This window comes from Nanoarchaeota archaeon (assembly GCA_018897155.1).
In the GTDB taxonomy this organism is placed as follows: domain Archaea; phylum EX4484-52; class EX4484-52; order EX4484-52; family LFW-46; genus LFW-46.
This window is the reverse complement of the sequence record JAHILE010000011.1, coordinates 1-22,359: the sequence shown is the minus strand read 5'-3', so window position 1 is coordinate 22,359 and position 22,359 is coordinate 1. Positions and strand designations below refer to the sequence as shown.

The following is a 22,359-nucleotide window of genomic DNA, read 5'->3' as shown; positions in this document are numbered from 1 at the left end:
TTAAGACAGACGGGCTGACACTGTGCGCCCTGCACACTTCAGCCAGCGATGTGGCTTCCAATTCGCGCACAACGGATAGTTTGAATTCCTTTGTAAATTTTCTCCTCAGCTTCATTTTTGCACCCCTTTAAGTGTTCTGTATGAAGCTTAACTAATTGTCCACTTTTAGGGGTGCAGTCCACCAAATTTTAATTCTTGCGGTATATTAGCCATGACAACACTAATCAGACTACTACGCAGTAATATTTATAAATGCATTTCATATTGCGGGTTTAAAGATATTGTGCGGATCAACTAAATCTTCACACCCATCTTCTTCAAATCATCTGCCGAAAGCTCCTTGAAGTCCTCTGCTTTTGTTATTACAACAACAGTCATGTCGTCTTCTTCCACTTTTCCCTCTTTCTTAAGGCCGTCAATTGCAAACTGCAGCGCGTCTTTTGTATTCATCTGCGGCTTCCAATTTTTTTCAAAGAATTCGTTTATCTTGTCAGCGGATTTTCCGATTGCGCGAGCCTTTACTTCAAGCATTATTCCTGAAGGGTCTGTTTCAAAGAGCCTGGACTCGTCATTTACTCCGCCGATTAAAAATGAAACTCCGTAAGGCCTGACTCCTGCATATTGTGTGTAAAGCTGCTGCTTGTCCGCGATGAATTTTGCCATTGAAGTCACTGAAACAGGCTCGTCATAAATCAGTTTGTTTTGCTGCGCCCTGACTCTTGCGACATCAACAAGAACTCGCGCATCAGCCACAAGACCCGAACTTGCAGTTGCGATGTGATCATCAAGCTTGTAGATTTTTTCCCCCGGTCTGACAAGCTTGGATTCCCTTTTTCTTGAAACAAATGCCACACCATCCTTAAAGGTCACCCCGATAGCCGGAGGCGCTCTTTTTACTGCTTCCCTTGCGTATTCTACTTGAAATAATCTGCCATCTGGCGAGAAAACAACAATCGTGCGGTCATATCCCATCATTTCCGGAGTCATGTCAACCATTTTTTATCTACCTCATACTCACCATATTAAAAAACCTTAAGCCTCAGCGCAAGGATTTTTAATCACTGAGATATTATCCCCTACGATTCTTTTTAAAGGTTTCGATACTAATTTCAATTATGAGCAAAAAATATTCCGGAATGTCGGTTTCTGATTTTATCTCAGAATCAAAAAAAGGAAACATCGATACCCTTAATTTTTATGGCGCGTTTTTTTCTGAAATTGAAAAGCTCCAGAAAAAATACAACTATTTTGTCACGATTTCGCAAGATTCTGCAATGGAACAATTGAAAAAACTGCCCAAGGGTGCGCTTACTAACATCCCGATTTCAGTTAAGGACAATATATGCACCAAAGGAATTAGAACAACAGCGGGCTCAAAAATTCTTGAAAGCTACGTGCCTCCTTTTGATGCAACGTGCATAGAGCGCGCGAAAAAAGAGGGCGGCGTAATTATCGGAAAAACCGTGCAGGATGAATTCGGATTCGGCACATTCTCTGTAAATTCAGCATACGGAATCCCGAAAAATCCTATTGATATTCAGCGTTCTTGCGGAGGTTCATCAGGAGGTGCCGGCGGAATTACTGCTGCGCTTGAGTTTCCTCACATCGCAATTGCAGAATCAACGGGAGGCTCTATTTCTGCTCCGGCGGCATTCTGCGGAGTTTACGGCCTCACGCCGACATATGGAAGAGTTTCCAGATACGGCCTCATAGATTATGCATCGAGCCTTGACAAAATAGGCGTCATGGCAAAAAAAGTCGATGATATTGCTCTTGGGCTTTCGGTAATTGCTGGGCACGATGCAAAAGATTCGACATCGCTTGCAGAAAAAGTAGATGATTTTCAGATGAAATCTGAAAAGCTTGGAGCAAGCGAAACGAAGCGAGATGATTATTCTCTGAAAACCGATTTGAGAAAAATAATAATTGGCGTTCCGCGTGAATTCTTCGGAAGCGAAATAAACGAGGACATAAAAAAGGTTGTCTGGACGCAGATAAAAACGCTTGAAAGCGAAGGTGCGAAAGTCGAGGAATGTTCGCTTCCAAATACTGAATTTTCGATTCCTGCATATTATATCATCGCAATGGCAGAAGCGTCCACAAATCTTGCAAAATTCTGCGGGATAAGATACGGCGCAACGCTTCCGCTTGAAGGCGAATTCAATGAATATTTCTCAAAAGTGCGCGGAAAATACCTTGGTGAAGAGGCAAAGCGAAGAATAATCCTTGGAACTTACGCGCGAATGGCCGGATACCGCGACAAATATTATCTGAAGGCAATGAAAGTAAGGCAATTGATCATTAATGACTACAAGCAGGCGTTTAAAAAGTATGATATTCTTGTCTCGCCGACAATGCCGTTTATCGCGCCGAAATTCTCTGAAATTGAAAAATTGACGCCTATCGAGCATTATTATGCCGACATCCTAACAGGCTCGCCGAATTTAGCAGGAATTCCGATGCTGTCTGCTCCATGCGGAACTTCAAAAGGAATGCCTGTCGGAATTCATATTCTTGGAAACTATCTTGCGGAGAAAACTATATTAAATGTCGGACGACATATATAGTGATATGGATACAAAATCTGCAAACTCCGCGCGCGTAAAAGCGCTTCACGAATTCGTCACTATGGTTTTGTCAAACTCCAAAGTTCAGGACTCTGCGCACGACCTCGATCACGTCCTGCGCGTCTGGAAAATCGGAATGCATCTTGGTGAAACTGAAAAAGCAGACCTTGAAATACTTGAACCTGCGCTTCTTTTGCACGATATTGTACGGCCGCAGACTTTTTTTGGCGAAAATGAACCGAGCAAAAAAACTTCAAAAACGCACCATCACAAAGCAAAGCATAATAGCCATGCGATAGACAGCGCCGCGCTTTCAAAAAAAATCCTTCCGGATTTCTATTACAAAGACGAGGAAATAGCAAAAATAATGCATGCGATAGAAACACATCATACCGAAGGCGGAAAAACCATTCCGCAAACTCTTGAAGCAAAAATAGTTTATGATGCAGATTTGTACGACACACTTGGCTATGCCGGGTGCGCACGTGCTGCGCTTTTTGCTGCAAAAGAAAAAATGACAACCTCGGAAATGGGTGCACAATACCTCAAAAAAATAAAATGCATGCTGAAAGGCGTGCCTTTTTACACAAAGACTGCTGTGTCTGTTTCTAATTCGCGCCTCACTGTTTCGCTTGATTTCTGCAAGGAACTTTTGGGAAAGGAGCGTTTTGAAGAACAGATGAAACGTTAATGCATTATAGGTTTATGTTTTAATGCAATTTTTGGCGAATTATATGGCGCAAGACATCAAAATACTTATTTTCGGCGACAGCGACGCTTATGGCGCATGGGATTATGAAGGCGGTTGGGTTGAGCGCATCCGAAAAGAGCTGACTAAAAAAGTAATTGACACCAATCAAGAATTTTATTGCGCATTATATAACCTCAGCATTTCCGGAACTACAACAGGAAGCCTTCTGAAACGATTTGAGTTTGAGGCAAAACAGCGCATTGGCAAAAATGAAAAAATTATTATTATTTTTGCAGTTGGGGCAAACGACACCATCAAAGACCGAAAAGGTGTTTCGTGGACTGCACCCATCAAATTCATAAAAAATATCAATAAGCTAATCGCACTTGCGCGAAAATATTCGGACAGCATAATTTGCGTGCTTCCGGCACCTGTTGATGAATCGCGGACAAATCCGGTTTTCTGGGATGCTGAGGTGTCGTATAAAAACGCGCGCCTCGAAAAATACAACGAAATAATAAAGGCGGCTTGCGCGAAAAATAATGTGCACTTCATTGATATTTTCGACAAATGGATAAAAACAGATTATGTGACCCTTCTCGAAGACGGCGTGCACCCTAATTCAAAAGGACATAAACTAATTTTTGAAGACGTACGAACATTCTTGATTGAAAAGAAAATTATTGAGTTTTGAGGCTTTAAGCCATTCAACCCAATACTGTATGTACAAGATTGAAAATCCGTTCGTTGTGCTTGCGCGCAACTCTCAGCTTTTCAAGCTTCATTTAAAAATCCGTTCGCTTCGCCTTATTAATCATTTAAAGCGAAGCACTCATCTTTTTTGCTTTGCCATGCATAAGGTTATGCAAAACAAAAAATCATCTCATTCGCTGCGCTCATTCGAAACCTTTTAATCCAAGAAATATTGCAAATGATTAAAAGTGGCAAGGAACGCAATTCTATGGACGAACTCCTTCAGAACTGCCTGCACGAATCTACCTCGGTCCTGTGATCCTGAAAGCGCCTAAATCACGCCTTATGGCTGCTCCGATCAAGGCCTCACCAGATTCAGCGCAATAAAGACCTGACAGGGCAAGACGTCTCTGTTCGAAACGCGAGACAGGATTCCAAAAAAATCCGCCGCTAAAATTGCTTTAGCCCCCGCCAAGACGATTGCGGGTAACAGGGCACGCCTGGCGCCCCGGCCTATCCTTGCCAAAGAAATATTGAATAATTCTATTTAAATGCTTTATTTTCATCGAATCTATAAATACGGTTCCTACAAATATTACTTGAGGTAATGCAGATTAGCAAATCATTTATTGAGCGGCTGATTTTCTTTGACCGAATCAGGATATTATTATGCTCAGCCGCAATACTTGCAACTTGGCTGGCTGTTCCGCTTTTAGGCGATAAGTCGCCGCAGTTCACCACATTCACGCTTTTATTGGCGTTTTTCTACTACCCCTCCCTTGAAATGATGACGATTGAAACGTATGTTGAATGGTCGCTTGGAATAAGCATAGGAGGCGGCGCACTCTGGCTTTACGTTCTTTTTATTATCGACATACTTCTGATGTATTTGTTAAGCAAAAAAATCACCACAAGCAAAGTTGCCCTGACTATCAGATACTGGCATTTTCTTATTACACTCCCCCTTGTAATAATATGGTGGCTGATACCTCAAGGAGATGCGCATCAAATTCTCAGCAGATACATTACGCTTAGAAATCCTGATGAACTGCTTCTGGGAATAACATACTTAATTGAAGCATATGCATCATTAATATATACTGGATACCTATTCAAGAAAATACGTGAAGAAAAATAATATCATTTCACACCGCTTCCCGGAATTGCAGCGCCGCTTCTTGCGGCCTGCGACTGTATTACTTGGTTCTGAAGCGCGGTTAATTTTTCACGAACAATTTTTTCCTGTTTTTCAAGGGATTTTGTGCGCACTTCAATCAATTCCCGCTCATCATTCAGCTCTTTTGCCAACAGTTCAGGAGTTGCTTTGATTAAAATCGCGCCCATTGCCTTGTAAACGTCGCTCTTGGCTGCAGAAAGCTCTTTTAACGAAGCCTCAAGCTCCTGCAAATGCATGCGCATGGCTTCTTTCTGATAGATAATGCTTTGAAGCTCCTGCTGAAATTCCTGAAAAATTTGCATGATATCGTAAGATTCGGGTCCTGTCATATTTAACCACAATAAGAATTTCCCTGCAAAGCTTATATATCCTTTTGCACACCCACAGTCTGTACCTATATGCTCCCATTCTTTTTCTTGAAGAAATAATACCCAACAGCAATAACTACCAGGGCGATAAGAATGTCCAAAATTAGCGTCCATGAAAAAATTCCGGTTTTCTCCGATTGCTCGGCGGTTTCCTTTACAGTATCTTTTGGCGTCGCCGCAGCTTTGCATGAATCGACTTTATCCCATCCGCTTGGAACATCACAGGGTGTTGGAAATTCTTTGCACTCACCGGTCGCTTGGTTTTTAGCCGGCGTTATTACTTGCGCGCAAGCCGTTTGCTGCGCTTGCGCGTCTGCCAAAGACTCTGCATAAACTTCGGATGCGAATAAATCAACAACATTTGTCGAAACAGACTTGCTGACTGAATAGGTTATTTCAAGCTCCTGGTTCGGATTTACAGTGTCAAACACTATTGCGTATTCAGGGTCTTTCAGGACAACTTCGACTTTTGCCCCGGCTGCTGTAACCGTAATTAAGTCCGAAGAGTTTGCAAATGTTTTCGGCACTTTTTCATAAACCACAAAATTCTTTGCAGCCTTTAAGCCGGTGTATTTTATCTTTGTGGTTACGTTTGATTTTGATGCCCCTGAATTGATTGTGCGCGATATTGTGCTTTCACTAGATATCGCATTTGAGAGACGCATAAGATTACCTATAGCTTCCGGGCTGAGCTTGCCTTTTGCAAGCACTTTTTCAATTGCTGCCTGAAGCTTTGTGTTGTTCATAATGCCCGGAGGAACGGGCTTATGAGTCACGTTCTTTTTATTAACTGCTGCTGCGCCGCCGCTTGCTCCGCCGCCGCCGCTGGAACTGCCAGTATCGCCGCCAACATCATCGCCTCCGGATGCGCTGACTGTTACTGAAATTGTTTTTGTTATCGAATCAGCATTTGAGGGCGTTATGCTTATTGTAAGTGTTTGCGCAACGGGTGTAGCTGAAGAAGATGCGGTTATTGTGCAGGATAATCCAAGGCTTTGGCTTCCGGAAATGTCTGAAGGAGCGCAGTCCGATAAAGAAAGCCCGCTGCCTCCGGAAGCAGTGATTGTCCCGAATTTTGCCGTGGTCTCGCCGGAATTTTGGATATTCAGGCTAAATGAAGCAGCAGACCCTTGAGTAATTGAAACTGCGGATGTTGCTGTTGCAGAAAGTGATGGCGGGTTTTTCACATCAAATAATACGCTGCCTGAATCCGGCGTGCATGAGCCCGAAACGCTCACAGAAATCGATTGCGAATTTGCCTTGCTTGCGGTGATTGTTGTCCATGAAACGCTTGAGCCGCTTAAAGATTTTATCTGGCTTTCGGATACGTTACACACTGCACAACTAGTTAAATCAAGGTTCGCTGAACTGCAGTCGCCCGACCATCCGGAAGCAGAGATTGTAAATGTTTTTCCCGAAATAACGCTGCCGGAATCCGCTCCTGACTGGGAAGCAGTCACTGTAAGCGTTGCCATAGCTACTGAAGGCAATAAAGCCAGCACAAATAAAATCACAAATATTTTTTTTATCATAAAATTACCCAATTACTCCCAAATTCAAAAGCCGCTAAAATCCAACATTAAACCAGCGCTCAAATGTTTCATTTCCAAGCGCGGTCTGCACTTCTGCAACTATCTGATATTGCGCAGGAACCCATGAACCGTTTGGAATTATCTTAATCAGCTCATAGCCGTAACTGTCAGTTGTATTAAAGGTTCTTTCAACGGTGAAATGAGTGAGTTCTTCTAACCTCTGGAATCCTGTGAATGTGGACCTTGCCACATTGACACTGATATTTGCTCCGGATAACGGCTCCTGATTGAACGTAAATACTTTCAGCAAGACATCTACGGGCTGTTCCGGATATATGCTCCATTTAGATTTCTTCAGAAGCATATGCGTTCCGTTGTAGAACGGCACATCCCAGTTCGGCTGATTTTCCCACATAGTATCATTATAATCTTCTCCAAACCTTGCATTGCCGTTTGATATGCCTGAAGGCAGGCCGTTCCACATCTCATTTATTCTGCTCAAAGTATTATTCACATTAAAAGATTCTTCAGAATCGAAATCTATTTGTGTTTCAGTCTCTCCCACCCTGAATGACCACGGCAGCAATTGCACGTCGTCATCGATAAGAATACTCGTAAGGTTTTGCTGATTATTGAAATCAGAATCAAATGCCAATGCATAGAATGTATTGTTCTTATTGCCGTTCTTATCAAGGTCATAACCCAATGCGCTTTCATTCAATACCGCGAAGTAACTTGTCGTATTATCCGCCAGCTGAAGGCCTCCTATTGCAGGAAGAGGATACGATGCGTTCAAAGCCGAAAAGTTGCCCACAATAATTCCATCGCCGTCCCTTGAGCCGACTGATGCAATATATAAATCGGATGTGAAATTTTGACCGAAAGTAACATTTCGAACTTCGGGGCTTGAAAAGTTTCCTATCGATGTCGGCACAATCCATGCTTTCTTGACGCACATGCCGTCGCCGCTTGATTCAAACATACATCTTGTATAATTATATGTGTCATTCGCAAGTATTACGTCATAATACTGCCCGAATATGCTGACATTCTGCATATAGCCCCATTCAAGGCCCCAATGCAGGTTTCCAGTATTGTTTACCATCGGCATAATTACGGATGAATTTACGCCTGCAACGCCGAAGTCTGCGCGCCAGCTTCTGCCGTAATACTGATAGGTGATATTGTATTCGCCAGTGTTATAACTTTCATTTATAGTCAATTTAAAATGCGTCGAATTCCAGTCATACTGATCGGACGGTAATGGCATTCCAGTTATTGCGTTTTGAACAATATTCACGTTATAAACGTTTGAATTCGGGAATGGAGTCCAAGTATCATTATTCGAAATAAATACGTTCCATAAATTGCTGTTATCATTGTACAAATTATTATCAACAGTCAACACAGAGACGTTGTAATTTCTGCCATATTTACTAATTATCAGCGAGTCACCTGCACTATAGCCCGCACCTAAGTCGCTGACATTAAAATGGCACGGCAAAGATGCATTCATATAGAGTTTTTGCTCTGTAATATTATACATGAAATGAACTGCGGGACCATTATTGTCATCCATCAATATTTTTATTTCGTTAGGATCTATAGATGCTGATGCATTGGTATCAGTAGCATTTGAGAAAGTGCATACATTCGATGGAATCTCGTGCGCATTTGCTAATACGCCGTCAACAATATATCCGGGAGTACTATTTCTTCTGTCCTGTTGTATCCTTACAATTCCCGAATCCCAATTCTTCCATGTAAGCGGCAATTGCTTGAAAGTATTAATGTACACTGCCTCGCCCACTTCGCCGTCAACCAAAAATCCGCGGACAGTTGCCATAGGCCATTTCCATTCCTCGAGCTTGTCGCCTGAATTGGTTTCTATTCCAAAGGAATAGTCTCCTGTAGGTCCCAAATCGCTGCTGTTGAATCTAAGCTCTCCTACGCCGGTGATGTTAACATCAGACACAAGCGTTATTTGCGTCAATCTCCACGTTCTTGTGTTCTTGAATGCAGTAAGTGAAACAAGCGCATTCTCCTCAGTACCTGAAGGCGAGGTTACAATAACCGGAAGAGTTATGTTATTTCCAATTTTGATGTCGCCCATGTGCGCCCAGTCGCCAATCTGCTTTGAGTAGAATTTCAAACGCTGGCCGCGAGAATCTATGCTAAGTAGAGTAAGTTTATCTTTTGAGAGACCCTTGCCGAATTCCCTGTTTGATCTGTTTGCGTCATTGGCTGAAATCGGGTCTGAGAAGTTTCCATCTGTTGAAAAGAAGAATGTGTCATAAACTCCTGAAACAGCGCTGTCCGCTATTGCAAAGTAAACCGTGCCGTTTGTCGGATTTCCGTCATTATTGAGGTCGATTCCTTTTCTGCCCTGCTGGGTATATGCTCCGAGATTATTTTCCCAAATCTGGCCGAACTTGATTATGCCGCTCCTTGAATATGAAGTATTTATCAGCGCCCCGGTGCCGTATAGCGTATTAAGGCCTGTTAAAGTAATGCTCTGGTCGCCTATTGCATCAAGCCTCCATTGCCCGCCGGCGCTATCTGTGAAGTTTTCCGTAGTAATTATAGGCACCGTTTGCGTTAAATCACAAAGTGTTACATTATCGGATTCATCATCTGTTGAATTAATCCATAAATGAGTGCCGTTAGCATAAACGCACATTCTCTCTTTATTAACTGCCTGCGAATCTCCAAACATCCATGACTTATCGCCTGTCAGCGAAATATATCCGAAGATTTCTTTCGTGTATGAAACATTCTTTACTGTCAGGTTGAATTGCTGGGACTGACACATCCCTTCACACGGAATGTTGTAATCGCCGCAGAAGCGATACGCGCCTAAAACCGCCGTTGTCTTAGCATCCTGACACCACGACCACTCGGCTCTCCTAACATCATTATCCACTTTTTTGCTTACAGTATCGCTTTCCCATACCCACGCCTCTTCAATGGATGGAATTGCAATTATAGTGCCCTGTATCTTGAAAAATATTTCCTCGATTTTGGCTTCTGCTTCAGGGCTGTCAACAACAGCAAACCTTGCATTGTATTCGCCGCTTGGCAGATTTGAAAGATTGACGCTTATTTGGCAGTATTGCCCTTCATCATTTGTAAGATTGCAGTCAGTTGTATAATTCTGCCCATATTTCATCTTTATTGGCCTTCCCAATTTTGGCGAGAACAACTCCTGAACAGTCACATTTGTCAAATTGTGCGCACCTGCTTTCTCGTTACCTATGGTAATGGTAATGCCGGTAAAGTTTATAGTTAAATTTTCGCTTGTTGCAAACATTGGCGGGAACGAATCCCTTCTATAATCACTGTTCGCCCGGTATGACGAAGTACCGAACCTGAATGTTCCGACATCAGTTACTCCACTGACATTGACGCGGACATTTGCCATATAGTCTGCCTGCTTATCAGGAAGGCCCGAAATATTTATAACGTAAGCGGAAAAATTTCCAAAGCACATCGGGCTGCCTTCGTCCATAACCTTACAGACAGTTACTGTTCGATTACTCACCTTGTATGTATATCCTGATATCGGCACCGGAGGCCATGTCTTTGATGACGCAATGCTTTCCAAAACAGGAGGTGTTGAAAGCGGTTTCCCTTCGGGGCTGAAACTGTTTGGCTCTCTTGCAATGACAACTAATTCCACAGAGCTGTTAACGCCGTATGTCTCGCCACCCATGCCGCCGTCCATCATATCAAGCATTGAATAGCCGGAAACATTGTTTTCATCCCAGTACGCCCTGCGGGCGTCAACCCAAAAATTCCTGATTTCAAATCCGCCCCAGCCGAAATATGTCGCGTTAGTAAGGGAATCTGTAACGATTATATCAACGCTATACCAGCCGGGCTGCATGTTCGGTCCCGGCACTATAGTAAGATTGGCAACTGGATTTGTAGAATTAATAATGATCCCCTTTAAAACTTGGTAATCTCCTAAATTATGTACCTTAAACTGCTGGTCGTTTCTTATTTGAGTAGCAGTAATCTCAAATCCCGTGCATCCAGTGCAGGTCTTCTGGCTTTTCTGGCCGCCAAACACTGTCTGGGCGTCATTTATATCCATTACAGTTACTTGAAGAGTAGCATTCTGCCCCTGTTTCACAAACCACTGGCCTTGTTGCGCGCCGTAAAGCTGGCCCCAAACCATGTATTTTTTCAGCATGAAAAAGGCATTCCCGATTCCTGTTTCGGTTACGCCGCTTACATTGGCAGTAAACCTAAACTTCATCATGTAAGCGCCTTCATCATTCGGCGAATTAAATATAAGCGTTCCGTTAGAAATAGTTGCATTCAACGTATCTCTAAGCGTGGAGTTTCCAAGGACATCTTTGTATGATGGAAATACCTTATACAGCTCAATTATTTTTCCCGAAGTGATTTTGTCGCCGTCAAGCGCTGTATCTGTAGACAAATCAGTTACTTTAAGCTTAATCCTTACTGTTGAATTCGGTGCAAGGAAAGAGAAATCATCGCCCTTGAAATCAACTGTGCTTCCGCGGGCAAATAATCTCTGAATTCCAAATGTAACTCCGGAATATTTCTCTTCGGAATTATACTTCATTTTTATATCTGCCTTAAACGTACTTCCGGTTTTATTCGGCGCTGCAAAAACAATCATGCACTGAGTAAGCATCTGCTCGGGAGGCCCCTGTTCGCTGTCAGTTTGATTAAGATATTCCATTGCAGCGCTTAAATTAAAAACGCGGTAAGCCGCATCATACGAGACGCCGTTCTCATCCCTAATAGACATTGTTACACTCGTATTGCAGTTCTCAGGAGTCACAAGGCCGGTCATCATATCTCCAGGACCCTTTGCGGTTATTCCACCCGCGGTTATGTTTGACAAAAAGGTAATTATAGTAACATTCTTGTTTGGCGAAAATGCGTTTACCATCGCACCTCCGGATTCTGCTTCATCAATATACTGAAGATTAACAGCCTGTGCCTCAAAGCCAACTGACTGAACTTCAAAACCGGTTGTGACGGTCTGCGTATTTGATGCGTCTAATCCGGTTACGCTGACCGAATAACGTCCAGTTGCGCCTGAAAGATCATAATCGTATGTGTATATGCCATCGACAGATTGTGTAAACGCTGCCTTTGCCTTAGTTATCGCTGTGCCGTTGGGATATGTAAAAGATGCAGTAAAGCTTGTCAGATTAAACGGTCCTGAAGAGTTTTTAGAAGTGATTATCAGCCGAACTTTAGAATTTGGCGAAAATGAATATGCCGGATTATTTGAAGTATCTGCAATCGTCGCAAACATTTTGAATGACTCTACGGTGAAACTAAGCGTGTCCAAGCTGTCATTTATTTTCACAGTATATGTGCCTGGAGGCAGGTCGCCTCCATCTATTGTAAAATTCAGCCACCCGCCCTGAGATGATTCGGTATATTCTGCAGTGACATTCTGGCCGGTTGAATTGTATATTTCAATTTTGACTGATTCATCAATCATGTGGGTTGCATTTTCCGTCAGAACGATAAATGTGATGTTATCGCCTTTATCATAAGTGGTTTTGCCGCTTGCCGGCTCCCAGAGAACTACTTTTTTGCCTGTGGCGCGCTCCATTTCCCCGACAACATATTTAAAGACCCCATTTGTGAATATGCTGCTCTTTTTAAGCGCATGGTACTCCACATCGGATTGTGTTGCATTATCCTCCGTATCGTTATAAAGCGCGAAATTAACATCATCATCCACATATAATCTGTCGTATGTGCTAATATTTGTCTGGTCGACAAGAACGAAGTGGTATGTTTTTGCGCCTATTGTGTAATTGCCGTAATAAACTTTGTGCGAAAGAGATAAATCAATTAATTCTGTGAAATTTCCGCCGAATGCGTCAGAGTTGGAATCATTCACCTCATTTTCCGTCGTAATATCGAGTATGCCCTCGCCGGATTTCACCGGATAGGAATCCATAAAAAGCGACTGTGAAAATACCTTGAAGCGCATATCTATTGAATCGGTTCCTGATAACAAAGTTGCATTGTATTCTCCGGATGCAAAAGTATCATTAATTGGAGCAGAAATTAAAAAAGTATTTTTTGTGCCACCGGCGCTTGTAGCTGTGATTGTGGCGATTGTGCCGCTCGCATTTTTGATTGCGAAAGAAACGGATACAGAATCTGTTGTCCCTTCAACGGTTCCTGAAACCGCCATGCTGTCTCCCCAGACATAAATTATCTGATTCATTGTTGCGGAAACCGCGGCATGAGCCGCGGATGGAATAAAAAGCGTTAAAGCAATAGCAATTAAAAGAACTCTTGAAAGAAATACCCCCACATTCATTATAACTGCCTCAAAATGTATTATATATGTGCCTAACCCCTATATATAGATTTTAGAAAAAGTTTAGACATAAATCACTTTTTAGGTTTGTATGCATATTTCACTTTTTCTTCTTTTGGCTGCGGCTTGTAGACTAGCTCGGCTTTCTTGACTTCGGAAGCATTGAACGTGTATTTGTGTCCGGGTGTTTGCGCTTTTTGCCCTGCGTAAAATTTCGGAACAGATACTTTCAGCTTTTCGGGAAACTTTATTTTCAGCTTTTCGCGGAATATCAACATTACAACTACGGCAATTATAATGACGATAAATGCAGTCACATAAGATCTTGTGCTTGAGGATGCATCCCCAGTGGATATCGTTTCGTTGTTCTGCGAAGTGCTGTTGGATGATAGGGTTGACAATGTAATGCTGGTGTTATTCGAAGATTCTAATGTTACATTTGTTGTTGTTGTGTTTGTTACGGGGGCTGCCGGAACTGTTAAGGATTTTGTATTTCCGGCTATTGCAAAGTAAGAGAATCCCGGCGTTTCTGCAAGGTATGTTGTATAGCTTCCGCTTGTGCCCGTATGGTGCGTGACAAGAGCATTCCACTGGCTGTTGGCGTATCTGTACAAAGTTATTGTTGAGCTGTTGATTGCGTTTGACGAAATCCATGTTGAATTAACGCGGAATGAAATTGTTGTTGAAGTTATTGCGCCGTCCGTGATATTTTCCGGTGTGATGCCGATATATTGAAAAACCGCTCCTGGAGGAGTTGACGATGTTGCAGACGGCTTTGCCGAAAGCTTTGAAACCGTTATTTTTGCCTTGCTCAATGCCTGTGTTGCTTTAAATATTATGTCAGTAACATCAACAGACGTGCTTGCCAGAGTCATTACCGCAGTGCTTCCTGCAGAAATCAACTGCCATGACTTTGAAAACCCTGAAGGCGTATCTCCGCCGGCGATGCCGCCGGATGATGAACTGTCATCGGTTGTGGTTGTTGTGGATGATGCTGTAGCGCAAGTATATCCTGAATCCACGTCGCAATTCAAAGCCAAATCACACGAACGCAGAGTATATGCATAAGTTGTAGATGATGAAAGCCCGCTTAGAGTTATTGCCGGTGTTGCGGTACTACTTTGAGAGGATGTGATTAAAGCATCTAGAGAACCGCTGATTTTATAATCAACATAATTGTTAGTAATACTGCTAACGTTCCAAACTATTCTCATAGATGACGATGTCTTAGTATCGCATGTCGGTTCAACATTTATATCTGGGATTTGTGTATCCTTTGTGAAATATTTCGTTGCCGATGCTCCGATGTTGCCGCGGCTATCGTTGCAAAAGAATGTGATGTTGTTTAATCCTTCAAAAGGCACGGAAATACCGCTGTAGTTCCAAGACAGATTAGATGCGCTGTTATTCATAGTGATATTCGAAGTTCCGTTCAATGAAAACCCGCACCACTCTGCAGGCTCGTTTGTTGTGATATTGAGCACAAGCGCAGCTAATGAGCTGAGGTTGTAATAGCTGTTGTTTGCCGGCGAATTCACAGTTATACTCGGCACGCTGTCAACAATCATTTCAGTAGTTCCGTTTAGAGAAATATTAAAGGATGGCAATACTCCGGCAGAATTTGTTGTCAATATGTAGGACTTGTTTTGCACCCCGCCAGATGTGTTATATATGTAATATATAGTGTCTGGAAGCAGGCCGGTTAAAGTATAATTCGCAAGAATTCCTGCAGTTGAATTTGTGTCATTCCACTGCATTGTAATGTTGCTCCAGTTTAAAAGTGTTCTTGTTATAACACTCGGTACAGAAACATTTGTCTTGAGCCAGATATTGCCGCTTGTTTCATTGTTGTAGTTGAAAGATGATGTGGTGTCCAGAAAAGATATGTTTCTTATGTCTGTAAAATTCGTATTCTTGAAATTGTTGCTTGCTCCTGAATTATTCAACTCATAAGAGATATTTACTGAATAAATGGAACCTTCTGAAATTGTGTTTGAAAACGATGATATCAGCAATATTCCATCAGCGGTTGCATTCAATACAGTAACGTTGTTATCTAAGAGTGTGGCTAAGTTGGATGCGTTGAGAACAATACCGTGCCCGAAATTTCCTGAAGTGGTGATTGTGTTGTTTGTAATAACAACATCTGTCGTTCCGTTTAAAAATATTGCGTATGCATTTTGAACTGTCGAATTTTCCTGTACGATAGTTAAATTCTTTATTGTGGTTATATTATAACCCAAACTATTGTTTATCGCATATCCGGTCTCGTTTTGAGAATAATTAATCGTATATCCTGCACCGTCAATTGTGACGTTGTTTGCAAGAATATTGAAGCAGGTTTCTGACGAATTGACATTTTGAATAAGCGTATACACCACATTTCCGATTATAATGTCCTGACACGCCGAAATCGCGCCGATAAACACGAATCGCATTTCGGTCTGCGTCCAATTATCGTTAATTGTGTTCTGCGCCCAAATAGTGTAATTATGCCGCCCTGTAGAAAGACCCGTCACATTATAAGACCATGTTTTGTTGTCGAGAGAATCATTAATCATTGAAAAATTTGTGGGCGCGGAACCATTAGCCCACCCCCACTCAAGAATTGATTGGTTTAGCTCCTCGCTTGAATTGATGCTTATATTAATCCAATTATTAGCAACTGTTGCATTATCATCAGGCGTTATGTTGTTGTAGGTAATTTCTGGCGCGCCATATACCAAAGTTACTGGTGCAAAAAGAGCAATAACTGCTAAGAAAATCAGGTAAAATGTAATATACGCACCGCACCCCGATGTTTTTTTGACCGACAACACAGAAACCACCAAATCACACAAAAACAGTGAATTTAGTATTATTCGCCGCATAGCTATAAATAGTTGTCGTAATTTCAAGAAACCATCATATTCAATAAGTTACTCAGAAGCAGCTTTTCTTCTCTTCAATGTCTTTACAAGCCTCTGCTTTTTCTCTTCCTTTATTTTTATTGTCTTTTTGCGCGTCTTTCCCATAGAAACACAACCATACATACATCCGCAGTTTTATAAAGTTTGCCCATCTATGCAGTTTAGAGAAATAAGGGGCTTTAGGGTAGCTTCATGCGAAAGCAGCTTCGCGACGTTCACAAGCTTTTTGAAGAATCAAACCTCAAAAGCTTCGAACGCGAGCGAGAAGATTTAGCTGCTCCGCATGCTAAAATGGTCATCCTTCTGGCTTTGGGTTTTGCTCTTGTGCTTCCCAAAGTTGTGTAAGTGCGTTATAAATAGCCAGAGACTCCGGTTCAAATCCGGAAAGCCCCATCTACAACCATTCACATTACGCATTGGGATAAAAAACAAACGGGTCAATAGTCTAGCGGTATGACGTCGCCTTGACGCAATATTTGGCGCTTGCCAATATCACAAAATGGCGAAGGTCCCCGGTTCAAATCCGGGTTGACCCATCTCGGCCGCATAATCGGCCGGCGCTTAGGGCGACCACGCCTTCGGCATGGTCACCAACATTATAAAAACAAACAAATTGCTCCTGTAGTCTAGTCCGGTCAAGGATACGGGCCTCTCACGGCCGCATAATCGGCCGGTGTTTTTTGGCTCGAAAGAGACAAAAAAGCTTGGCACGTTAGTGCCATGACTTAGGGCGACTCGCGCTTCATGAAAATCCTTCGGATTTTCAAGCTTTTCAAGTTCTCTCGAACTTGAAAATCGCGCAAGTCACCTGTTAAAACCGCCGAAAATACGAGCCAGAGAACGCCTGTGACCCGAGTTCGAATCATGCGATTGCATCGCAAGCTTTTCGATGCTTCGCATACGAAAATCTCGGCGGGAGCATATATTCTTCTTAAAAAAGTCTAAGGCTTATATAATTCTAAAAACAATAAGCAAATATGCTAAAGAAAGAAAAACAATCAAACGAAAAAAAACATGGCGCGCAATTTGAAGTACTGGTTGATGAAGCAAATCAGGTCGCAAAATTCGCAAACTCTGTAAAAATATGGCACACGCCTTTTGAATTCTACCTTGATTTCGGGCAGTTCATTCCCGGAACAAACAAAATAAAAGTCACATCAAGAATCGTCATAACTCCGCAGCATGCGGCAAGTTTGCGCGCGGCCATCGTTGATAACATTGCAAAATACGAGGCTCAGTTCGGCAAAATAAAAGACATCGCTGCGATGAGGCCTGGCGCAAAAACAACGATTTCTGATAAGGAAAAAAGCGAAGATACGAGTGCGTATGTAGGATAATCTACTGCGCAATTCCGGTATTCTGCATAAAATCAATAAGCTTAGAATCGATTACGCTGCCATTTCGCGCGTCAATCTTAATCTGCACTATTTTCATATTAGTGAGTATGTAGGTTATGCCCCAAATGGCAAACTCTTCTGAAAAAAGCGACACAAAAATTTTCTGGATAGCAGACGCGTAAATCTTATCACGGGCAACACCTGCCGTCTTTATGGTCTCATCAATGTCAATGCATACGGTTTTTATATCTATTTTTTTCGGCTCTTTTTGCTTCAGCGGCTTGTCTGTGCTTTTCAACTCAAGAGAATCAGAAGATGCTCTTATGTGTGTTATGTCGCCTGTTTTCGGATTGTAATAATTCAGATCCCAATACTCAATGGGCTCCTCCGGAAGCACAAAGGTTATTGCCGAGCAGAAATACGCGTCTGTTAGGGATGTTTTCAGTTCCTGAGATTCGTCAACCCGAGCAACCGATTCTACAAGATTCAGCGACATAATAGATATTGTCGAGGCACATATTAATAAACATTGAAGACTTTTTATTCCGCAATATGCAATAAAATCCTTTTAAACTTATAACCCCGTTATATTACCATGAATCTTGAAAAATGCCGCACGGATTTCCCGGTTCTCGCGAATACTGGCGTCATATATTTCGACAACGCCGCAACCACCTTAAAGCCGCAGTGCGTAATCGATAAAATGAATGAGTATTATACGCAGTACTGCGCGAATGTCCATAGAGGCGCACATCGCCTGAGCCTGAAAGCGTCTGAAGAGTATGAAAAAGCCCACAAAATTGTTGCTGATTTTCTTGGCGCAAAGGCAGAAGAAATCGCGATGACGCAGAATTCCACACACGCTCTGAACATTCTTTCGCTGTCTCTGCCGTGGAAAAAACTAAAAGGGAAAAAGATAGTTGTGTCAAACCTCGAGCACCACAGCGACCTGCTTCCATGGATGATGGCTGCAAAAACGCACGGCCTTGCGCTTGAAGTGGTAAAATCAGACAATGAAGGAAACTTCAATATGGAAGACTGGAAAAAGGCATCAAAGGATGCCGCAATTGTTTCTGTCACAATGGTGTCAAATGTTTTGGGCGTAAAAACCCCTGTTGACGAAATCGCTAAAATCGCGCATGATAATGGCGCGCTATTCTGCACTGATGCGGCCGCAGCTGTAGGGCATATGGGTGTCAATGTCAAAAAGATGAATGCTGATTTTCTTGCATTATCAGGCCATAAAGGCCCGCTCGGGCCAACCGGAACCGGCGCGCTTTATATAAATGAGAAACATTTCGGCCTGCTTGAGCCCGGAATCCTTGGCGGCGGAACAATTGACGAAGCGACATTTTCAGACTATAAGCTTGCGCGATGCCCAGACCGCTTTGAAGCAGGCACACCGAATATTGCAGGGGTTATCGGTCTTGGTGAAGGCGTGCGATATATCGAAAAAATCGGTATTAATAATATAGAGAGCCACACAACAGAAATAACTGCGCACTGCATCAAGCGGCTTTCTGAAATAAAAAATGTCGAAATAATATCGCATAAAAACGCTGCAAACAACGCAGGCGTTATTGCTTTTGAAGTAACTGGTGCAGACCCGCATGAAGTCGCACTCATGCTTGACAATTCCAAGAAAATCGCAACCAGAAGCGGATATCATTGCGCGTATCCCTTACACACGCTTTTAGGCCGAAAGGGAAGCGTACGCGCGTCATTTCACATATACAACACAAAAGAAGAGATTGATGTTTTTGCGGTTGAATTGAGCAAGATTGCAAAACTGTTCTCATAAGCGCGCAATTTTAGCATATTTGATATACCGAAAGGTTTAAATACTATAGTAACTATTATAAAGTAGTGATATTATGAAAGATACAACTACTATGAATTATAACGCTACTGAAGTTCCCCTTAGTATTTGGGGCGATAAAGGAGTTACTGTATACACTGCGACAAAACCAAATCCAAATATCAATGATGTAGAATTTATTAAAAATGATAAAACGCTATTAAAAGGAACCTACATAGTAAACAAAAATGGAGAACTATATCGAGCAAAAGATGTAGAAAATTTAATCTTGTCAATTATGTATGATGGCAAAATGCCATCTGTTAAAAATTATGGTGAATCAATAGAAAATCTAATGGCACCACACATAAATGTCAACAATCCCAAAGAAGTTGCTAAGCAATTGCACGATTTAAATGCAATTTACATATTGACGGTAGAAAGTTTTGGAAGGACTGAAGACATATTAGAAAATACGAAACAAGTTCGCATAACATCGAGCAAACCTTCTGAAAAAGCAAAGATTTACGGACTTAAATACAAAGAATATTATGGAAATATTGATGGTGTGGCGCTCATTGAAATCGAAGAACCAGAAAAAATCAATAAAATACTTAAAGACGCGAATATTTTAAAAGACGAAACTAACGGAGTGTATCACGTCAAAGAATAGGGATTATCTCACCCGCGCTCCCATCTCAACTTTTCGCTCAGTGCGAATTTCCTCATTTTGGGTGCGCAGTTTTTTTTCTTTATAGCGCGCGAATCCATCCGCATCAATCAATATCTCAAGCTTCTGGAAATCGTCAAAAGACACTTCCTGCGCCGGCTTTTTCACAATGCCTTCTGCAAACACAGATGCGCCAGGCTCTGATTTTTCTGCTGAAAGCACTGAAAGAGTCTTTCCATCATCTGCTGCAAGAATCATTCCCTGCGACTCGATTCCACGGATTTTTGCGGGCTTCAGATTGTAAACAAACGCTACTTTTTTGCCCGCAAGCTCCTCTTTTTGATAATATTCGCGAAGCCCTGCAACTAGTTGCCGTTTTTGACTCGAAGAGTCAAAAAGCTTCGAATTCTGCAAAGCAGAATGAGATGATTTTTCGCCGCCAACATCAATCTGAACAACATATAATTTCTCTGCATCGGGATGCTCTTTGACATCGAGAATTTTTGCAACGCGCAAATCCAGTTTTTCAAAAGGATCCTGCGTCAATTCCATTTTTCTGAAAAGAACATTGCCTTTTTTTACCTCTGTACCTGATTTAAGCCCGCCCCATTTTGCGTCTTTTAGCGTAATTTTTTCTGACGGAACATTTAATTGCGCAAGAATTTCCGCGGATTTTGAAGGCATATATGGAATTATCAAAATCGCGATTATCCGTATTGATTCTACAAGGCTGTATATGACCGATGCAAGCTCATCCTCTTTTTTGTTCTTGTAAAGATCCCACGGCTTAACATCAGTTATGTATTTGTTGCATGTTTTTGCAAAACCCCATATGGTCTGCAAAGCTTCTGAGAATTCAAGCGCGTCTATTTTTGCATCCACTTCTGAAACAATATCCGATGCATCCACCAATATTTTGGCATGTGTTTTTGACCCAGGTATTTTTCCGCCAAAATATTTTTCAACCATTGCGAGGGTCCTTGACAAAAGGTTTCCCAAATCATCCGCAAGGTCGCTGTTGATTCTTGCCACAAGCGCGGCTTCTGAAAAATCGCCGTCTGTTCCAAAAGGAACCTCGCGCAAAAGGAAGTATCTTATTACATCAACAGAATATTTCTCTGAAAGTACAATTGGATCAACGACATTGCCGCGCGATTTTGACATTTTCTCGCCGTTTACGGTCCACCATCCGTGCGCAAAGACTTTTTTCGGAAGATCCATTTCCGCAGACATCAGCATCGCAGGCCATATCACTGAGTGAAACCAATTTATCTCCTTTCCGATTAAATGAACATCAGCAGGCCAGAATTTTTTGAATTCTTCACCCTCGGGCCAGCCAAGCGCAGTTATGTAATTCGGTAGCGCATCAAACCAGACATAAGTAACATGACCTGTATCAAGCGGAAACGGAATCCCCCATGCGAAAGATGTGCGCGTGATGCTCAAATCCTTTAAGCCGCCTTGGACACGATTTATTATCTCTTGCGCGCGGTATTTCGGCGAAAGAAACTCAGGGTTCTTTTTGTAAAAATCAAGAAGCGGTTTTTGATACTTTGACAAGTTAAAAAAATAAGACTCTTCTTTTACTTTTTTGACTTCCCTTTTGCACACAGGGCATTTGCCATCAACCAGCTGAAGTTCTGTATAGAACGTTTCATCAGGAACGCAGTACCATCCTTCATACATGCCTTTGTAAATATCGCCAGATGCATGCACTTTTTTGATGAGTTCCATAACTGCTTTTTCGTGCTCTGCATCAGTTGTGCGAATGAATTTATCGTAAGAAATATTCAATTTTGACCAGGCATCCTTGAATTTTGGCGCAAGAGAATCCACAAATTCCTGCGGCTCTTTGCCTGCTTTTTTCGCAGCCTCCTGCACTTTTTCGCCGTGCTCATCAGTTCCTGTAAGGAAAAATACATCATCTCCCTTAAGGCGATGCCAGCGCGCCAAAACATCTGCAGCTATTGTTGTATATGCTGTTCCTATATGAGGAACTGCAGTAACATAGTAAATTGGCGTAGTAACATAAAACGTTTTATTTTTCATAAAGATGCCTTAATTAAATGATTTTTACGTCTAAACAATACATTTCCTTCTGATTTCATCATATCGTTAAACCTTTTCTTATGTTTGATATAGGGCTTTATATTAGACCTCTTGCATAATTATAAGGGCGTCAGCCCTTATATCTTTTAATTCCTGATGTTAACCGACAAACTCGTTCAAGTCAAACCCTTGGTTCATCATTGCCCTGAAATTCACCAATCCATAAACAATAGAACTCGC

15 protein-coding genes, 3 tRNA genes and 1 other RNA gene are annotated in these 22,359 nt (G+C 42.1%); 10 read left to right on the top strand and 9 right to left on the bottom strand.

From position 1 onward, the window contains the following. Both KKB09_01080 and KKB09_01075 read right to left on the bottom strand, forming a co-directional pair. A partial coding sequence (locus KKB09_01080; protein ID MBU4299786.1) for a transposase occupies positions 1–115 on the bottom strand: 115 nt, incomplete at its 3' end. Positions 116–294: 179 nt separating this feature from the next. Then, positions 295–987: an archaeal proteasome endopeptidase complex subunit alpha gene (locus KKB09_01075; GenBank protein MBU4299785.1), complete on the bottom strand. Its 693-nt coding sequence runs from the start codon at positions 985–987 to the stop codon at positions 295–297. Positions 988–1,115: 128 nt separating this feature from the next. Between KKB09_01075 and gatA the strand changes: the two genes are divergently transcribed. From gatA to KKB09_01060, 3 genes are read left to right on the top strand one after another with little or no spacing between them, the layout of a single operon-like run. Next, a complete protein-coding gene (gene gatA, locus KKB09_01070; protein MBU4299784.1) occupies positions 1,116–2,567 on the top strand; it encodes an Asp-tRNA(Asn)/Glu-tRNA(Gln) amidotransferase subunit GatA in 1,452 nt (483 codons plus the stop codon). A 4-nt stretch (positions 2,568–2,571) separates the two neighbouring features. Beyond that, positions 2,572–3,258: an HD domain-containing protein gene (locus KKB09_01065; GenBank protein ID MBU4299783.1), complete on the top strand. Its 687-nt coding sequence runs from the start codon at positions 2,572–2,574 to the stop codon at positions 3,256–3,258. Between the two features lie 43 nt (positions 3,259–3,301). Then, a complete protein-coding gene (locus KKB09_01060; protein MBU4299782.1) occupies positions 3,302–3,952 on the top strand; it encodes a hypothetical protein in 651 nt (216 codons plus the stop codon). A gap of 249 nt (positions 3,953–4,201) precedes the next feature. On the opposite strand, the gene ffs is transcribed toward KKB09_01060, so the two are convergent. Then, positions 4,202–4,475: signal recognition particle sRNA (gene ffs, locus KKB09_01055), an RNA gene on the bottom strand. Positions 4,476–4,558: 83 nt separating this feature from the next. On the opposite strand from ffs, the gene KKB09_01050 reads away from it, so the two are divergent. Next, positions 4,559–5,089, top strand: a complete 531-nt coding sequence (locus tag KKB09_01050; protein ID MBU4299781.1) for a hypothetical protein — start codon at positions 4,559–4,561, stop codon at positions 5,087–5,089. Positions 5,090–5,091: 2 nt separating this feature from the next. Here KKB09_01050 and KKB09_01045 read toward each other — a convergent pair whose 3' ends face one another. From KKB09_01045 to KKB09_01030, 4 genes are all read right to left on the bottom strand, one after another. Continuing rightward, positions 5,092–5,457 carry a prefoldin subunit beta gene (locus tag KKB09_01045; protein ID MBU4299780.1) on the bottom strand — a complete coding sequence of 122 codons (366 nt, stop codon included), beginning with the start codon at positions 5,455–5,457 and terminating at the stop codon, positions 5,092–5,094. 65 nt (positions 5,458–5,522) lie between these two features. Continuing rightward, complete coding sequence (locus KKB09_01040) at positions 5,523–7,028, bottom strand: hypothetical protein (protein MBU4299779.1); 1,506 nt, start codon at positions 7,026–7,028, stop codon at positions 5,523–5,525. A gap of 34 nt (positions 7,029–7,062) precedes the next feature. After that, entirely contained in the window at positions 7,063–13,356 is a 6,294-nt protein-coding gene (locus KKB09_01035; protein MBU4299778.1) for a hypothetical protein, read from the bottom strand. 74 nt (positions 13,357–13,430) lie between these two features. Then, complete coding sequence (locus KKB09_01030; GenBank protein MBU4299777.1) at positions 13,431–16,175, bottom strand: PGF-pre-PGF domain-containing protein; 2,745 nt, start codon at positions 16,173–16,175, stop codon at positions 13,431–13,433. Between the two features lie 263 nt (positions 16,176–16,438). On the opposite strand from KKB09_01030, the gene KKB09_01025 reads away from it, so the two are divergent. The 4 genes from KKB09_01025 (at position 16,439) to KKB09_01010 (ending at position 17,602) form a co-directional block, all read left to right on the top strand. Next, positions 16,439–16,658 (top strand) — tRNA-Pro (locus KKB09_01025). A gap of 41 nt (positions 16,659–16,699) precedes the next feature. Next, positions 16,700–16,801: transfer RNA gene (locus tag KKB09_01020), tRNA-Val, on the top strand. A gap of 79 nt (positions 16,802–16,880) precedes the next feature. Continuing rightward, a tRNA-Glu gene (locus KKB09_01015) sits at positions 16,881–17,186 on the top strand. A 56-nt stretch (positions 17,187–17,242) separates the two neighbouring features. Continuing rightward, the gene (locus tag KKB09_01010) at positions 17,243–17,602 is read left to right on the top strand and encodes a DUF3467 domain-containing protein (GenBank protein MBU4299776.1); all 360 of its coding nucleotides are present in this window, start codon (positions 17,243–17,245) and stop codon (positions 17,600–17,602) included. Position 17,603: 1 nt separating this feature from the next. Here the strand turns inward: KKB09_01010 and KKB09_01005 are convergent, their stop codons facing one another. Continuing rightward, positions 17,604–18,098 carry a hypothetical protein gene (locus tag KKB09_01005; protein MBU4299775.1) on the bottom strand — a complete coding sequence of 165 codons (495 nt, stop codon included), beginning with the start codon at positions 18,096–18,098 and terminating at the stop codon, positions 17,604–17,606. Positions 18,099–18,197: 99 nt separating this feature from the next. Here KKB09_01005 and KKB09_01000 point away from each other — a divergent pair, with 99 nt between their 5' ends. Together KKB09_01000 and KKB09_00995 are read left to right on the top strand one after the other, a co-directional pair. Then, positions 18,198–19,403: a cysteine desulfurase gene (locus tag KKB09_01000; GenBank protein MBU4299774.1), complete on the top strand. Its 1,206-nt coding sequence runs from the start codon at positions 18,198–18,200 to the stop codon at positions 19,401–19,403. A 73-nt stretch (positions 19,404–19,476) separates the two neighbouring features. Then, positions 19,477–20,073 (top strand): hypothetical protein, encoded by a 597-nt coding sequence (locus tag KKB09_00995; protein MBU4299773.1) that lies wholly within the window; start codon positions 19,477–19,479, stop codon positions 20,071–20,073. Positions 20,074–20,076: 3 nt separating this feature from the next. On the opposite strand, the gene metG is transcribed toward KKB09_00995, so the two are convergent. Continuing rightward, positions 20,077–22,119 (bottom strand): methionine--tRNA ligase, encoded by a 2,043-nt coding sequence (metG, locus tag KKB09_00990; protein MBU4299772.1) that lies wholly within the window; start codon positions 22,117–22,119, stop codon positions 20,077–20,079. Between the last annotated feature and the right edge of the window lie 240 nt (positions 22,120–22,359).

Coding starts and splice junctions, on each gene's coding strand:
- gatA (MBU4299784.1), top strand. CDS start 1,116: ATGAGCAAAAAATATTCCGGAATGTCGGTTTCTGATTTTATCTCAGAA.
- metG (MBU4299772.1), bottom strand. CDS start 22,119: ATGAAAAATAAAACGTTTTATGTTACTACGCCAATTTACTATGTTACT.
- KKB09_01075 (MBU4299785.1), bottom strand. CDS start 987: ATGACTCCGGAAATGATGGGATATGACCGCACGATTGTTGTTTTCTCG.
- KKB09_01045 (MBU4299780.1), bottom strand. CDS start 5,457: ATGACAGGACCCGAATCTTACGATATCATGCAAATTTTTCAGGAATTT.
- KKB09_01035 (MBU4299778.1), bottom strand. CDS start 13,356: ATGAATGTGGGGGTATTTCTTTCAAGAGTTCTTTTAATTGCTATTGCT.
- KKB09_01010 (MBU4299776.1), top strand. CDS start 17,243: ATGCTAAAGAAAGAAAAACAATCAAACGAAAAAAAACATGGCGCGCAA.
- KKB09_01005 (MBU4299775.1), bottom strand. CDS start 18,098: ATGTCGCTGAATCTTGTAGAATCGGTTGCTCGGGTTGACGAATCTCAG.
- KKB09_01000 (MBU4299774.1), top strand. CDS start 18,198: ATGAATCTTGAAAAATGCCGCACGGATTTCCCGGTTCTCGCGAATACT.
- KKB09_01060 (MBU4299782.1), top strand. CDS start 3,302: ATGGCGCAAGACATCAAAATACTTATTTTCGGCGACAGCGACGCTTAT.
- KKB09_01040 (MBU4299779.1), bottom strand. CDS start 7,028: ATGATAAAAAAAATATTTGTGATTTTATTTGTGCTGGCTTTATTGCCT.
- KKB09_01050 (MBU4299781.1), top strand. CDS start 4,559: ATGCAGATTAGCAAATCATTTATTGAGCGGCTGATTTTCTTTGACCGA.
- KKB09_00995 (MBU4299773.1), top strand. CDS start 19,477: ATGAAAGATACAACTACTATGAATTATAACGCTACTGAAGTTCCCCTT.
- KKB09_01065 (MBU4299783.1), top strand. CDS start 2,572: ATGGATACAAAATCTGCAAACTCCGCGCGCGTAAAAGCGCTTCACGAA.